A 14,475-nucleotide genomic window follows, 5' to 3' on the forward strand; every position below is an offset into this window, starting at 1 on the left:
GAATGCAATGGTAAAGTTAGCGGCCTTATCGACGTTCAAAAAATGCACTATCGCGCTGCCAGTACTATGGAGCTTAGCGCTACTGTGTTCGGACAAGGCTACCGCACAAACAGATGCAGGCAAAGCGACTAGCAGCGAACAAAATAGTCATTTGCCGGAACCCGAAGTAGCGAACAAAGAAGTGCCTGTCGTCGTCATACAAACGCAAAAAAGTCGCTCCAGCCTCAGTCTGCCCGGCACAACTTTGCAAAGCCTGTTACCGGGGATGAATCCGCTTAAAGGAATACAGCAGTTAGCCGGAGTTAACTTTCAATCGGCTGATCCTTGGGGAAATAACGAACAAAATTTTTCCTTATTTATTCACGGTTTCAGCGCGCAACAATTGGGCTACACCTTAGATGGTGTGCCCTTGGGCGATCAACAATATGGCAATTACAACGGTCTATCGCCACAACGTGCGATTAGTAGCGAAAACTTGCGTAATGTCATGCTGAGTTCTGGCGCTGGCGACTTGGCGACCGCCTCCACCAGTAACTTGGGTGGCACCATAGAAAGTTTTTCCAGCAACCCAAGTGACACACAGCATTGGACACTAGCGCAAAGCTTTGGCAGCTACGGCGCCAGTCGCAGTTATCTGCGCTTCGACAGTGGTGAATTTGATCCATCCGCATCGCAAGCTTTTTATCTTTCTATCCTACGTCAACGCGCGCGTGCCTGGGATTTTGAAGGCATACAAAGTGGTGAACAATTGAATGCAAAGTGGATCAAGCATTTCGCGGATTCCAAGCTCACTGCATACTATAATTTCTCTGATAAGACCGAACCGAATGAAGATAGTATCGTACGCAATGCTCAAGAAGGATTTGTGCCCTACACGCGCCCAACGACCTACCCCGATTTCGCTTTTGCGCAAAACTATTTAACGCCCAAGGGCGAGCCGCCGCGTGCTGATGGTCCTAACTATAGAAATTACTTCGGTGTCGCGCAACGTCGCGATCATTTAGCGTATCTCAAATTAGAAACGGAGATCAATCCTAGGAATAGTTGGAACAATCAAGTGTACTGGCATCAACACGATGGCTTAGGTGCGGTAGCTGGACCAATTGAAGTTGCTGGTTTGCCCGCGCTCTTTAAGGTCTATTTCCCAACACAAGATTTAAAGCAAACCTTTGGTGGTTCTGGCTATGCGGTGAGAACGACAGAATATACGATCAATCGCGCTGGCTTAATTTCGAACTGGCAAGGCCGATCTGGTGCGCATCAATGGCAAACTGGAATATGGATAGAACATAATCGTTCTGATGCTTATCGGCGTTGGTATCAACTAGATCGCCAGCAACCACTAAGTCCGTATCAACGTCCGCGTGATCCGCTCATCACACAATATGGTAGTGCAATCAATAATCAGGTCGTTCAATTGCATTGGCAAGATGCATGGCAAGTACAAGCGGCAATCACTTTGCAAGCAGGATTTAAATCTAGTTTGCAATTTGCGGAAGGCTATTTTCCTGTACAACCCAAACTGGGTGCGATTAATGGCGGATCAAGCGCGCTGCCAGAAGGAAAAATCACGACAAAAGCTTGGTTTCTGCCACAACTTGGCGCGGTGTGGCGTTTGCAAAATCAAGATCAGGTCTATGTCAATTTGCAAAAAAATTTGCGTCAATTTATTACCTATGGCGCGGTCGGCGCTTCGCCGTGGAGCTTAAATAGCCAAAGTGCCTTTGAACTATTCAAGCGAACAGCAGAACCAGAAACCGCCATCAGTTTTGAGACTGGCATACGCACGCGTCGTCATTTTTCAGACAATTTCAGACAAACAATCGGACTGCGCTCGATAGAAAATCAGCTCACAATTTATCATGTGAATTTCCGTGATCGTTTGCTGCAAATCAGCCCGACACCGGTGATTTCTTCTATCGTCAACGGCAATCCGATTTTAGCCAATGTGGGCAGCGTCAAAACCTATGGCATCGATATCGCCAGCACGCTGCAATTTGGTTCAAACCTCTCTCTGTTTAATGCCTTGTCTTATAACCATTCCAGCTATCAAGATGACTATTTCAATGGAGCGAATCGGGTCAATACCAAAGGCAAACAAGTACCCGCTAGCCCGAGCTGGCTCAATAAATCCATGTTGAAATTCAAGTGGAATAGCCTTGAATGGCAATTGATCGCCGATTTTGTCGGCAAGCGTTATGCCACTTACACCAATGATTTAAGTGTCCCGGCACATTTTCTGATGCATCTGGGCGTGCAATATCCGTTGCCTTGGAAATGGCGCCATGAGCAAAACCGTCTTAGCCTGCATCTCACCAATTTAGCTAACCGTCGCGGTACCTCAACGCTTTTAGTCGGTGCTGCGAACAACACTTACAACACATTCCCAATTCCACCACGCCAGATTTTTGTGAGCTTGAGTAGTGGCTTTTGAAGCTTAGTCATATCAGCTCAGATCACCGCCATTCTCGGCATTTGAGTGGCAATTACAACAGTATTCACGTCACACATCGAATATTTCTACTCGGAATTGTTTCCGAGTGATAAGGTTTTATTCATCGCGCTCGCCATGAGTCAATGTCAGTGCTAAAAACTTAGAATATCTACACGGGAGTGTGTGCTATGAAACGAGTCATCTTAACTTTCAGCCTATTATTCATGGGATTCTCAGCCTCCGCTGGCGTTCTATCTTGTGACGATCTAAAAGCCAAGATAGAGAAAAAAGTTGCGGGCAAAGGGGTGAAAGACTACCCCATGATCGTGGTTAGCAAGGACACGCAAATCAAAGGGCGCGTATTGGGTAGCTGTGAAAAAGGGACGATGAAAGTCATACACCAAAAATCTGTCGCCGCTAAACCTGCAGAAGGAAGTTCCTAAGACCTGCAATATAAAAAAAATGGTGTGCCACTTTACAGTCGCACACCATGTTCAATGATCCAATAGAATTTTCAGTAATTTACGGCTGCATACGCTTATCTTCTAAAACATCACCAGCAGCCAAAGCGGTTTTCTCATGACCTGGCTCACGCCATTTTTCCCTTAAAGCCTCAGTCTGCCATTGCTGCATCGTTGGCAGCGCTAACATCCGTTTAACATAGGCACTCGCTTGCGGATTCATCGCGATGCCATAAGTTTGAATACGGAAAATCACAGGCGCAAAAAAAGCATCGACGGCGGTAAATTTTTCACCTGCCAAAAATGGCCCGCCAAAACGATTCAGTCCCTCGCACCACAGCTCATTTAGGCGGTCAATTTCAGCTTGTAATTCCGCTTTAATTTCTTTTAAACGTATACGCAAACCGACGTGCATCGTGCAAGTTGTACGTAAATGGCTAAAACCAGAATGCATTTCAGCGGCAGCGCAACGCGCCCAAATCTTTGCTTGCGCATCTTCAGGCCAAACACCACGATGACGATCTGCTAAATATTCAATAATCGCTAATGAATCCCACACTACCGAGGCACCGTCATGCAAGCAAGGCACCTTGCCAGCCGGAGAAAATTTTCTGAAGTTTTCCCAGTTGTTGCCGGTGCCAAAAGTAACGAGTTTTTCTTCAAACAATAATTCCAATTCGCGCATCATAATCCACGGACGCAAAGACCAGGATGAATAAACTTTGTTAGCAATATAAAGGGTGTACATGCAAGGCCTCTCGTGTGCGATAAAACGGTAATGAATTCAAATAATTTCGATCTATTATGACTGAGTTTGCGTAAGCTTAGTTCCCAAAAAACTGTTTTCTGTAAGCGAGCGGACTGGTTGCCGTGATCCGCTTAAATTGTCGTCGAAAAGTTTCTTCCGAGCCAAAACCTGTCAATGCAACAATGCGCACCAAACTGGTTGATGAAGATTCGAGTAATTCTTTGGCTAGCGCAACTCGCTCACGTGCGATCCATTCTTTTGGCGTAGTGTTTGTCAATTGCAAGAATTGTCTTTGCAAGGTTCGTTCACTCATCGCTGCGCGTTTTGCCAATGCGGATAAGCTAAGATCACGCGTGGGATGTGCGCGTATCCAATCAAGTAATTGCGATATACGTCCGCGCTCATCTTGTGCAATTGGGCGCGGAATAAATTGCGCTTGCCCACCTTCACGATGCGGTGGAATCACCAAACGTTGCGCCACTTTATTCGCGACTTTCACACCATAATCTTTTCTGACCAAATATAACAACATATCCAGCCCAGCCGCTGATCCAGCGGAACTGATAATCTGGCCATCGTCGACATAAAGATCATCCGACTCAACTTGTAAGCTTGGATACGTCAGTCTCAGCTTTTCAGCATAACACCAATGCGTCGTGACTTTTCTGTCATGCAAAATACCGGCTGCTGCGAGCACGAAGATTCCTGAACAAATCGTGCAAAAGCGCACCCCACGTGCATAGGCCGCGCGTATCTTCTTGAGCAATTCTTCCGGTGGAGTCTCATCGGTATCACGCCAACCCGGCACAACGATGATATCTCCTTGTTTCAACTGATCTAAGCGACGCAAAGAATAGCGTGCCTCAACTAAAATACCACCAGCCGCACGCAGCTTGCCCGGTTCAATTGCACAGACTTGAAACCGATACCAATCAACATTGAGTTCAGGGCGATGCAGCGAAAATAGTTCGACCGCACAAGCAAATTCAAACGTGCATAATCGATCGTAGGCAAGCGCAATCACAAGTGGTGCAGGCATAGACTTTAGGCTTAAAACTTCACAAAATGAGATTTTATAGGGTTGACGTATTTTGACTGAATACTGTCATTTACGACACTATACTGCGATCTCACCGTCAAGCACAATCACCTTGTTTGGAAACGCACTTTAACCACGCTAGGAGAAAATATGTCGACCAATGCCGTACTCGAAGTTACTGCCGCAAATAGCGCTGATGCCTTGCATCGCTTTGCATCTAGTTTGCAATATGAAACCGATTGCTGGGATGTGCATGAAGCATTTGCGCAAGGCGATCTGGGATTTGTTTTATTCGATGTTCGTACTCCTGAGGAGTATCAAAGCGGGCATATTCCCGGCGCGATCCACATGATGCGTGGCAAAATGATTGCCTCAAAACTTAACAAATACCCACCAGAAACTTTGTTTGTTACTTACTGCGCAGGTCCGCATTGTAACGGTGCCACTAAAGCGGCGATCGTACTCACCAAGTTGGAACGTCCGGTCAAAATTATGCTCGGTGGTATCACAGGTTGGGTAGATCAGGGATACCAACTGACGAGATCTGAATCCTAGACTTTATCAGCGCATTGAAAATTCACTATTCTAGGACTTACGCAAAACAGACGCTGGCGTTGTTGGTTCGCCTCGCCCCCTGCCTTCGCAGGGGTAGGCCAAGCAACCGTGCTGTCTTCGGCTTCCCGCCCCCGATTCAAGCATTCGAGGGCAGGCTCTAGCCAACGCAATTTTGCGTAAGTCCTATATTCAATCAGTTGTAGTAGAAAGAATAGTGAATTTTATTATGCGGGTTTCGTCATATCATCAGCCTTGCAAGGTCAAGACCTGCAGGCTGGCTTCCCTTATATTGAATAGCTCGGTACATCTGATGATTAAGGGAGACGCAGCGTGACTAACACTAATGCAAGTAAGGATCGTCGTCACTTCTTACAAAGTTCACTCACGCTTGGTGCGCTAAGCTTAAGTCCTTTATCGCATGGACAAAACACCAAAACTAACAAGCAAATCCCGACCCGGGCGCAAGCAATACCGCTCAAACAAGTGCGGCTGTTGCCGTCACCCTATTTAAAAGCGCTGCAGGCTAATCAAGCGTATTTATTGCGATTAGATGCAGATCGCTTTCTCCATAATTACCATCGCTTCGCTGGGCTCGCAGTCAAAGGCAAGATCTATGGTGGCTGGGAATCCGACACCATCGCTGGCGAAGGACTTGGGCATTACTTGTCTGCTTTAGCATTGATGTTCGCGCAAACAGGCGAGGCAGAATTTCAAAGCCGAATCCAATACATCGTCATGGAATTAACGCGTGTACAAAAGGCACAAGGTGATGGCTATCTTGGTGGCTTCATGCGCAAGCGCCGTGATGGTAGCATCGTCGATGGCAAAGAAATTTTCGCAGAAATGCTGCAAGGTGAAATTCGCTCCGCTGGCTTTGACCTGAATGGTTGTTGGGTTCCTTTTTACAATTGGCACAAGCTAATGGCAGGTCTGCTCGATGCGCATCAATTAACGGACAACGCACAAGCATTAGCTGTACTGATAGGACTCGCTGATTATATCGACCGCTTTTTTGCAGGTATCAATGAAGAACAATTGCAGTTGATTCTTAACTGTGAACACGGTGGCATCAACGAAAGTTTTGCTGAACTCTATGCACGCACTGGCGACCGACGTTGGCTAGCGTTGGCACTCCGTCTGTATCATCACAAGGTACTGAAACCTTTAGAACAAGAACGTGATGAATTAGCGAACATCCACGCCAACACCCAGATACCCAAATTAATCGGCTTAGCGCGCCTGTATGAAGTGCATGGACAGCAAGCACACGCCAAAGCAGCCACGTATTTCTGGAAGCGCGTAACGCAGCATCATAGCTATGTGATTGGTGGACATGGTGATCGTGAATATTTTTTCGAAGCGGATACGATAGCCAAGCATTTGACCGAACAAACCTGCGAAGCATGCTGCAGCTATAACATGCTCAAACTGACGCGTCATCTGTATAGCTGGCAACCCGATGCGGCCTACTTTGACTATTACGAACGCACCCATCTCAATCATATTCTGGCGCATCAAGATCCAACGACCGGTATGTTCACCTATATGACACCGTTAATGTCAGGCGTCGCGCGTGCCTATTCAAGTGAGGAAAATGATTTCTGGTGTTGTGTTCTATCGGGGATGGAAAGCCACGCCAAGCATGGCGATTCGATTTATTGGCACGACAAAGATAGTTTGTTAATCAATCTGTATATTCCATCCACGCTCGATTGGAAGCAGCAAGGCTTACAGCTAGAAATGCAGACGGCATATCCCTATCAAGAAGAAATTATATTCAGGGTACAACAAGCCAGTCGCCGTAAAAAATTGAATCTAGCGTTTCGTATTCCGAGTTGGGCAAAAGAATATCAAATCCATGTCAATGACAAGCCGCTCACAACGCAGCTTGAAAAAAATTACCTCGTCGTGCAAAGAGAATGGCGCAAAGGCGATGTGATACGGCTGACTTTACCAATGGCTTTGCGTATGGAAAAGGCGCAAGGAAGCCAGGATGTCGCTGCAATACTACGCGGCCCCATGGTGCTTGCTGCCGATCTTGGTGGAAGCGATCAAGCTTTTAATGGCATCGCGCCAGCCTTGGTAGGACAAAATATTTTGTCAGCCTTTTCCAGCATACAATCGAGCGCCGCACATTACCAAAGCAAGGGCATAGGGCGCCCACATGATCTGCAATTCAAGCCCTTCTACGCTCAATATACACGCCGCTCTGCGGTCTATTTTTCCATCTATGACGATGCCGCTTGGCAGCAAGCAGAAGCACAAGTAAAACTCGAACAAGCCCGCTTACACGCACTCAGTCTACGCGCAGTTGATGTGATGCATTTAGGTGAAATGCAAGCCGAGCGCGATCACCGATTGGAGGCCGATATTTCTTATCCGGTTGTGTATCGTGGCAAGAATGGTCGAGATGCCAGAACGGGTGGTTTTTTCAGCTTCTCTATGAAAGTCCAGCCCGGTCCTTTGGTATTACAAGCCACCTATTCTGGCGAAGAGAAAAACCGCGATTTCAGTATTACGGTAGATGAGGTAGAAATCGCGCATGTTGTTCTCAATGGAAATCGGGCTGGAGAATTTATCGAGCAAGAATACCCAATTCCTGAAGCACTCACGCAGGGCAAAGAGAAAATTCGCATTCGCTTTAATCCTAAAAATGGCCGTACTGCGGGTCCGGTGTTCGGCTGTCGTCTTTACAAAGCGAGTATCACCACAGCCTCATAAATGCTTTAGCGCTTCACGTACACTAAGCGCAGAAAAGTGAGTTTGATGCGCTTTCACAAAATCGCGAACTTGATCTGGTTGCCATCTTGCGTAATCCCGCAATGCCCAACCAATCGCTTTACGAATGAAGAAATCTTCTTCAGCGGCGAGTTGTAAGGCATATGAGAATAAACGCGCGGTATCGGTTTGCAAACGCCAGCCCAATTGATGCGTCATGGCAATCCGTCGAACCCACATCGACGAATGGAGCAATGCCTGATCCATCGTATCTTGAGCATCAGGCGAGCGTGCCCGTGTCAAGAAGACGATATCGCCAATCACCGCAGCCAAGCCATCGACGCTATCCCACCAAGATTTTTTCTGCGCCAGTTGAATCAATGTAGAGACGTCTTGCAGACGCAATATCTTTTTGTGTTGCGCCAATAAATCAATCGCAATGTATTGATACTCACGTTGCGGCAATTCCCACAATAAATCTGCGAATTGTAAAACTTCGGGCGCGCTGAACTTGGATTTACCGGTGGCTTGTAAGATTTGTGCTAACAGCTGTCGTCGCAAAGGCGTTTTGATACCCAGAAAATCAAACTGATCGCGCATATAGGCGCGCATCGCAGACGCATGCTCAGGGTTAGCGTTCAGTTGCAAACTGCTCCGGATTTCTTGGACAAATTGATCAGCTAACATGAGGATTGCACGACGAGTTGGAGACAGCCTTAATGATAAACGCAATCAGTCCCAACTAGCTACAACCGCCACCACAACCCGATCCGCAACTACCGCCATCACCGCCGCCATCACTACCCGAATCACAACTTGAGGTCTGCATGCCGCATGAACTTCCACATGAGCCGCCTTGTTGCGCGGCTTGTTCTGCTTGCTTACGTTGATGGAGCTCTAGCATAGGCGCAGTGATCAATCCTAAAGCCATCAGCTGCGCTGGTTCAAAACTACTTGGATAAAATGTGGTGCCAGTACCCTTACCCAACAAACTCATGTTTTGCCAGCCAATCCGGCCTCCCTGCATTTGATAGCTGTAACCGCGTGGCATTTTCAGGCGTTGGTCTAAGGTGAATAGGTCTGGAGCAAAGTGACTTAGCGGATCTTTGCCAGCAATCCGTCGTAGTTGTAGCAGCGTCGCCGCTAAGGCTGCACTCATGTCCGATTCCATCTGCGTGGCTTCAACATGCGGGATCTCTCGACCAAAATGTTGGCGACAGAAACGCTCCACCGTTTGCGCTTTAAAATCCGACTGCGGCAAGCTAAGCCAAGCATGCCAAATCGAATCGGCAGCTTTCGATGGCAATCCGCAGGCATGTTCACTACGTCGCACGCAATCAAAAAACATCATCAAGCCTTCTGCTGCTTGGATAAAAAAAACGGCATCACTAGGGATGCCGGTAAATTCATTCTTTGCACTGCGTTGCCAATGTGGGAGCAAACCCGAAGGTAGCTCACTGAGCTGGTGTCGATACTTGGATTGACGAATAAGATGTTGAAATCGATGTTGCTGTAATACCGCATCAATCCGCGTATAGATTTTTTGGAATACCATTTGATCTCCTTTATTATTGTTTTTAGTTTTTTATATGTGCTCTGTTTGCGCTTTGATTTTAAGCTTGAAAGATGACAAATTTGTGACAAAATCGCGGCCTATTAAACAAAAACTAGTCCTGTTGTAGAAAGCCTACATTCGGCTCCTGAACCATCTTCAGGCTAAGCCCAAAGCCAGTAAACACGCCAAAATCAACAACAAACTTAGCAAACCCAATACGCGGGTTTTAATTCCAACCACGTTGCCGCCCATGATCTCGGTATTTTGTGCGATCAAGAGCAAGGCCACCACATGCAATGGCAGTAAAACCGCATTGACGACTTGGCTAGAATAAATCAAGGGAATTAAGGGCAAACCCGGTATCGAAACCACACTCGCGGCTGCCACAGTCAACACGATAAACGCGGCATAAAAGTATTGAAAATGCTTGGAATCTAAGTCCAGTGAAGCGGGTGCGCCTATGCCTTCTGCGATTGAATACGCGGTCGCAATCGGTACGATGGCAGCAGCCAACAAAGAGGCACCTAGTAAACCAACACCGAATAAAATCGTGGCAAATGATCCCGCCAAAGGTTGCAATGCCAACGCCACATCACTGGCATCTTTAATGTGTATAGCTGATTGATGCAAAGTTGCAGCGCAAGCGATTGCAATGGCGATGCCGATCACGCCCGTCAACACAGAACCAATCACCACATCAACTTGTTCCCAACGCAAATTCTTCACCGAGATTTTTTTATCCACCGCATAGGATTGAATAAAAGCCAAGCCCCATGGTGCCAAGGTTGTTCCTAAGGTAGCAGCAATCGCAATCCAACCCAATTGATTATCGGGAAGATTGGGAATCAAAGCACCATGCACCACGGCTGACCAATCGGGTTTCGCCAATATGCCATCGACAATGTACAAAGCCAGCGTTGCAGAAATGAATAACAGGATTTTTTCTATGCGATGAAAAGAACCGAGCACCACGACCAGACAAATCAAGAACGCAGCAATCGGCGCACTGATCCAAGAAGGAACGCCTATCATGCCAAGCGCCGCGGCGATGCCTGCGTATTCAGCACAGATGGTGCCAAAATTGGCGAACAGTAAACCGATGACGGCAGCGTATGCCCAATGCCGCCCCCAATACTGGCGAATCACACCGACAAAGCCCAAACCAGTAGCTGCGCCGATGCGTACTGCCAGCATGTGAAACTGCACCAGTAGCAAAGTCGAGAGGGGGATGATCCACAAAAAACGATAACCGTACTCGGTGCCTAAAATCGAATAGGTGGTAATACCAGCCGGATCATCATCCGATAAACCAGCCAGCAAACCCGGTCCGAGTACCGCCATAAACGCGACCAGCCAACCCAAACCAGTCGCCCGATATTGCGCAAATTGTGCCGCGATGCCGCGCTTGTGATGCGCAATCGCATGCGGATACCGGCGCGAGTTTTTTGTCATAGCGTTCCTAAGGTGTGCAACAAAACGATCTTTGATACTACACCCTAGAACCTCCAGAGAACCCTGATTAGCGCAAGCTTAATGCGCTTTCTTTTGTACTAAGGCACTACCAACACCATGTCGCGCTGGCTCACTAATCGCGGTGACGGTGCCATCGGGATTAAAACGAATCGCACTTGCTGCGCCAATCTCGGCATCGCTTTTATCCAGATTCCATTGATGACCAAAACGCGCCAAACCCGTCGCTTGTGCGCCTCCAATAAAATTGGGTTCTACCTGAGTCTGCTCGGCATTACGTTCGGACATACGCGGCGCAGCCATGGCGCGCAGCATGTCCATATTTAAATCAATATGATTGACGATGGTTTGTAACACCGTCGTGATGATGGTCGAACCACCAGGACTGCCGACCGTGAATGCAGGCTTACCATCTTTAAACGCAATCACGGGCGCAATGCTGCTACGCGGACGTTTGCCCGCTTCAGGGATATTCGGATGCGGCGCAGTGAAATCAAAATCGCTCAATTCATTATTCAACAAGAAGCCATAGCCGGGCACCACCATGCCATTGCCACCCCAGTCTTCTATCGTATAAGTGTAAGCAACAATATTCCCTTCTTTATCGCTCACCGTCAGATGCGTGGTGTGATTGCTTTCTTCTTTCACCACTGCTGGCGCTGAGCCAGCGAACACACGCGGGCGCAAGGGAACACTGGGGTCTTGTTGGAATTGATAAGGGTCACCCGGCAAGGCTGCAAGTGTGCGGCTCGCCGCTTGATCGAGACGAATTTGTTGCGCTCTTTGTTTGCTGTAATCTTTGTTCAGCAAACCCGCGACCGGCACATCGACAAATTCAGGATCACCGATATAAGCATTGCGATCAGCAAAGGCTAAACGTGAAGCCTCCAGATACAAATGCTCAACCTGCTGGCGTGACATTTTTTTGGTGTCAAAGTTTTCCAAAATGTTCAAAGCCAATGCCACCGTCAAACCGCCACTACTAGGTGCACCGAGCGCATATAAGTCATAGCCGCGATAAGTGCTGTGGAGGGGCAAGCGTGTTCGGACTTCGTAATTGAGTAAATCAGCTTGCGTCATATTGCCGGGGCGGACTTTGGCATTGCCATGCACGGGTGGATTATTCACGGTATTCAATAGCGCATCAGCGATTTTGCCGCGATAGAAAGCGTTCGCGCCAGCTTGGGCTAAGATTTTGTAAGTCTTCGCTAAGTCGGGATTTTTGAAGGCATAACCGATGGGCAAAGGCTTGCCTTCGTGCAGATACAAAGCACTGCTGGAGCTATACAAGGCAAATTTTTTCGCCGCACCGCTATTTAGGTGGTGAAAAATTGGGGAGATCTTAAATCCTTGCTCGGCAGTTTGAATCGCGGGTGCCAAGACCTGTTTGAACTGCATACTGCCATAGCGTTTCAAGGCTTCATCCCAAGCCCGCACTGTGCCCGGCACACCAACGGATCTGCCGCTACTAACTGCGTCTTCCCATGCGATCGCTTTACCATTTTCTGTAAAAATATCGGAACGTACACTAGCAGGGGCAGTTTCACGATGATCTAAGACCACGAAACGTTTTTCCTTCGCCAAATAGATCAGCATAAAACCACCACCGCCAATGCCGCAACTAAACGGATCAGTCACGCCGAGTGTTGCTGCTGCGGCGACAGCTGCATCAATTGCATTACCACCTTGATTCAAAATTTTCAGTGCGGATTGCGATGCGGTTTCGTTGATACTTGCCACCGCGCCGCCAGTTCCGGTGGCAATCGGGGTTTTATTTGTTGCGAAAACAGGCGTGGCAGAAAAACTCAAGCTCACGGCGAGACTAATGAAAAGCAGAGAAGAGGAATGACGCTGAAGAGACATAAGATGCAATCCGTCGAAATAAAAGATGAAACCGGTGAGGAATACCGCGTTTCTCTACATTAACGGATACTTTCGAAGCTTGCTACCATTAGCAAAACTCAAAATCCAGTCTGTGGTATTTGAGCACGCCGTACACATCTCGAGTTTAAGCCAGAATTTCCATCAGGATTTGAGACGATGGTGGATGCACTTTTCGAGGCAGTTTTTACGTGAATGAGGCGCAAATAGCTAGCTATTTGCAACGAAGAACGAAAAAAATGGCCGAAAATGCGCCGCCAGCGTTCAAATAGCGTCGAAGACGCGCCTAATGGAAAATCTGGGTTTATGCCAAACCGAGCTTTTGCATCATACTGGATCGAATGAGCGGCGCTTTCTTGATGATAATGAGCTTTTCGCCTTCCATCACAATCAACATTTTTACTGGCGCGGTACTTTTTGCTTGTTGGTTCCCAGTGCCTGACCAATAGTGAAAAACCAATACCAAACACATAATACCCAGTATTAGTGTCGCAAACCTTTCGATGATTTGGCGTAGTAATCCACGTAATTGCGATATCTTTTTCATTTTGCATCTCTCTCTAAAAGCCCTGATGCATCAAGTAATGCAGAATTTGTGCCAGATTCGTAATTATTCTAAGTATTTGATTTTATTGAATTTCATATTCGAACTATGGATTTATCTAGCATTACGGACAGTCAATTGCGGACGACCACGGACAGTTCTGGTCTAGTGTTGCAAATCGAATTTAAAGTGCTTGCTTAGTCGCAAATAAGGCTTGCAATGCAGCAATTCAGAAAGGCATAATGAATTTTGGTCTTTTCACAAACATAGCATGACGCGCCGCAGAAAATAAAAGTATAGAAATGGTAAGCATAAAAAGCATAATGCAACTTTTTATCCTGGCGATATTATGCGGATGCTCAAGTAAGGTGCTGGCAGAATCGACAATCACGGTAGTCTGGCCTGCTCGGCCACCATTTCAATATGTAGAAAATGGTGTCGCTAAAGGTGTAAGACTAGAACGTGCGAAACAAGTTTTTTCACTGGCTCGCTTACCAGTTGAATTAATCGAAGAGCCGGCGAAAAGAATTTGGGCTAATTTTGCCGCAGGTAAAAAGAACTACTGCTCATTTGACTGGTATAAATTGCCAGAACGCGAACAGATTGTGCAGTTCTCTGTCGCTTTTGAAAAAACCCCGCCTTATTCCGTACTGACAAATCAAATTGCCGAAGCGCGCGTCACTACCCACAAAAATCTTCGTTCTTTAATGGCCGATCCCGAACTCACTTTGGGCTCACTTGATTCGGTCAGCTATGGCAGAGAATTAGAATCCATGATTTTCTATAGCAGGAATAAGCAACTTCGCATGAATGTACTGCCTAGAATCATGGCACGGATGATAGGCGCGAACCGTGCTTCATATATGCTCATCGACAAGCGTGAGTGGGAATTTATGAAGATCGGTGATAGTTACATCAGCAATACGCGTATTTTAGATCTCGAAGGCGTCCCAGAAGGTCTCGATAGCTTTATCGTTTGTAGTAAAGATGTATCTACCTCCATCATGACAAAGTTAAACGCGGCAATTGTGAAAGTCAGTTCGAATTAATTCCATGTATTTAACCAATCC

At 47.1% G+C, this 14,475-nt stretch carries 12 protein-coding genes; 5 read left to right on the plus strand and 7 right to left on the minus strand.

Annotated features, from left to right (window positions below; genetic code table 11):
* Positions 1 to 7: 7 nt before the first annotated feature.
* Both H8K33_RS16880 and H8K33_RS16885 read left to right on the plus strand, forming a co-directional pair.
* Entirely contained in the window at positions 8 to 2,434 is a 2,427-nt protein-coding gene (locus H8K33_RS16880) for a TonB-dependent receptor (RefSeq protein WP_186892234.1), read from the plus strand.
* A gap of 188 nt (positions 2,435 to 2,622) precedes the next feature.
* Positions 2,623 to 2,877: a DUF1161 domain-containing protein gene (locus tag H8K33_RS16885; RefSeq protein WP_186892235.1), complete on the plus strand. Its 255-nt coding sequence runs from the start codon at positions 2,623 to 2,625 to the stop codon at positions 2,875 to 2,877.
* A 79-nt stretch (positions 2,878 to 2,956) separates the two neighbouring features.
* Here H8K33_RS16885 and H8K33_RS16890 read toward each other — a convergent pair whose 3' ends face one another.
* On the minus strand, positions 2,957 to 3,643 hold the full coding sequence (locus H8K33_RS16890; protein WP_186892236.1) for a glutathione S-transferase family protein: 687 nt from the start codon (positions 3,641 to 3,643) through the stop codon (positions 2,957 to 2,959).
* A gap of 76 nt (positions 3,644 to 3,719) precedes the next feature.
* Positions 3,720 to 4,682, minus strand: a complete 963-nt coding sequence (gene ftrA / locus H8K33_RS16895) for a transcriptional regulator FtrA (RefSeq protein WP_186892237.1) — start codon at positions 4,680 to 4,682, stop codon at positions 3,720 to 3,722.
* Between the two features lie 150 nt (positions 4,683 to 4,832).
* Here ftrA and H8K33_RS16900 point away from each other — a divergent pair, with 150 nt between their 5' ends.
* Together H8K33_RS16900 and H8K33_RS16905 are read left to right on the plus strand one after the other, a co-directional pair.
* Entirely contained in the window at positions 4,833 to 5,237 is a 405-nt protein-coding gene (locus H8K33_RS16900; RefSeq protein ID WP_186892238.1) for a rhodanese-like domain-containing protein, read from the plus strand.
* A 330-nt stretch (positions 5,238 to 5,567) separates the two neighbouring features.
* On the plus strand, positions 5,568 to 7,958 hold the full coding sequence (locus H8K33_RS16905) for a beta-L-arabinofuranosidase domain-containing protein (protein WP_186892239.1): 2,391 nt from the start codon (positions 5,568 to 5,570) through the stop codon (positions 7,956 to 7,958).
* Here H8K33_RS16905 and H8K33_RS16910 read toward each other — a convergent pair.
* The 5 genes from H8K33_RS16910 to H8K33_RS16930 form a co-directional block, all read right to left on the minus strand.
* Positions 7,953 to 8,642: a DNA alkylation repair protein gene (locus H8K33_RS16910; RefSeq protein ID WP_186892240.1), complete on the minus strand. Its 690-nt coding sequence runs from the start codon at positions 8,640 to 8,642 to the stop codon at positions 7,953 to 7,955. The genes H8K33_RS16905 and H8K33_RS16910 overlap by 6 nt on opposite strands.
* Positions 8,643 to 8,697: 55 nt before the next feature.
* On the minus strand, positions 8,698 to 9,510 hold the full coding sequence (locus H8K33_RS16915; protein WP_186892241.1) for a glycine-rich domain-containing protein: 813 nt from the start codon (positions 9,508 to 9,510) through the stop codon (positions 8,698 to 8,700).
* Between the two features lie 156 nt (positions 9,511 to 9,666).
* Positions 9,667 to 10,962: an NRAMP family divalent metal transporter gene (locus H8K33_RS16920; RefSeq protein ID WP_186892242.1), complete on the minus strand. Its 1,296-nt coding sequence runs from the start codon at positions 10,960 to 10,962 to the stop codon at positions 9,667 to 9,669.
* Positions 10,963 to 11,040: 78 nt separating this feature from the next.
* Complete coding sequence (gene ggt, locus H8K33_RS16925) at positions 11,041 to 12,843, minus strand: gamma-glutamyltransferase (RefSeq protein WP_186892243.1); 1,803 nt, start codon at positions 12,841 to 12,843, stop codon at positions 11,041 to 11,043.
* Between the two features lie 322 nt (positions 12,844 to 13,165).
* Positions 13,166 to 13,408, minus strand: coding sequence for a hypothetical protein (locus tag H8K33_RS16930; RefSeq protein WP_186892244.1), 243 nt, complete (start codon positions 13,406 to 13,408; stop codon positions 13,166 to 13,168).
* A gap of 320 nt (positions 13,409 to 13,728) precedes the next feature.
* Between H8K33_RS16930 and H8K33_RS16935 the strand changes: the two genes are divergently transcribed.
* Positions 13,729 to 14,454 (plus strand): transporter substrate-binding domain-containing protein, encoded by a 726-nt coding sequence (locus H8K33_RS16935; RefSeq protein WP_186892245.1) that lies wholly within the window; start codon positions 13,729 to 13,731, stop codon positions 14,452 to 14,454.
* Positions 14,455 to 14,475: the final 21 nt, after the last annotated feature.

This window comes from Affinundibacterium amnicola, assembly GCF_014284275.1.
GTDB lineage: Bacteria > Pseudomonadota > Gammaproteobacteria > Burkholderiales > Burkholderiaceae_D > Undibacterium > Undibacterium amnicola.

Bases quoted from the DNA above. Each gene is read 5' to 3' on its own strand.
- H8K33_RS16880 (WP_186892234.1), top strand. From the start codon at position 8: ATGGTAAAGTTAGCGGCCTTATCGACGTTCAAAAAATGCACTATCGCG.
- H8K33_RS16885 (WP_186892235.1), top strand. From the start codon at position 2,623: ATGAAACGAGTCATCTTAACTTTCAGCCTATTATTCATGGGATTCTCA.
- H8K33_RS16890 (WP_186892236.1), bottom strand. From the start codon at position 3,643: ATGTACACCCTTTATATTGCTAACAAAGTTTATTCATCCTGGTCTTTG.
- ftrA (WP_186892237.1), bottom strand. From the start codon at position 4,682: ATGCCTGCACCACTTGTGATTGCGCTTGCCTACGATCGATTATGCACG.
- H8K33_RS16900 (WP_186892238.1), top strand. From the start codon at position 4,833: ATGTCGACCAATGCCGTACTCGAAGTTACTGCCGCAAATAGCGCTGAT.
- H8K33_RS16910 (WP_186892240.1), bottom strand. From the start codon at position 8,642: ATGTTAGCTGATCAATTTGTCCAAGAAATCCGGAGCAGTTTGCAACTG.
- H8K33_RS16915 (WP_186892241.1), bottom strand. From the start codon at position 9,510: ATGGTATTCCAAAAAATCTATACGCGGATTGATGCGGTATTACAGCAA.
- H8K33_RS16920 (WP_186892242.1), bottom strand. From the start codon at position 10,962: ATGACAAAAAACTCGCGCCGGTATCCGCATGCGATTGCGCATCACAAG.
- ggt (WP_186892243.1), bottom strand. From the start codon at position 12,843: ATGTCTCTTCAGCGTCATTCCTCTTCTCTGCTTTTCATTAGTCTCGCC.
- H8K33_RS16930 (WP_186892244.1), bottom strand. From the start codon at position 13,408: ATGAAAAAGATATCGCAATTACGTGGATTACTACGCCAAATCATCGAA.
- H8K33_RS16935 (WP_186892245.1), top strand. From the start codon at position 13,729: ATGCAACTTTTTATCCTGGCGATATTATGCGGATGCTCAAGTAAGGTG.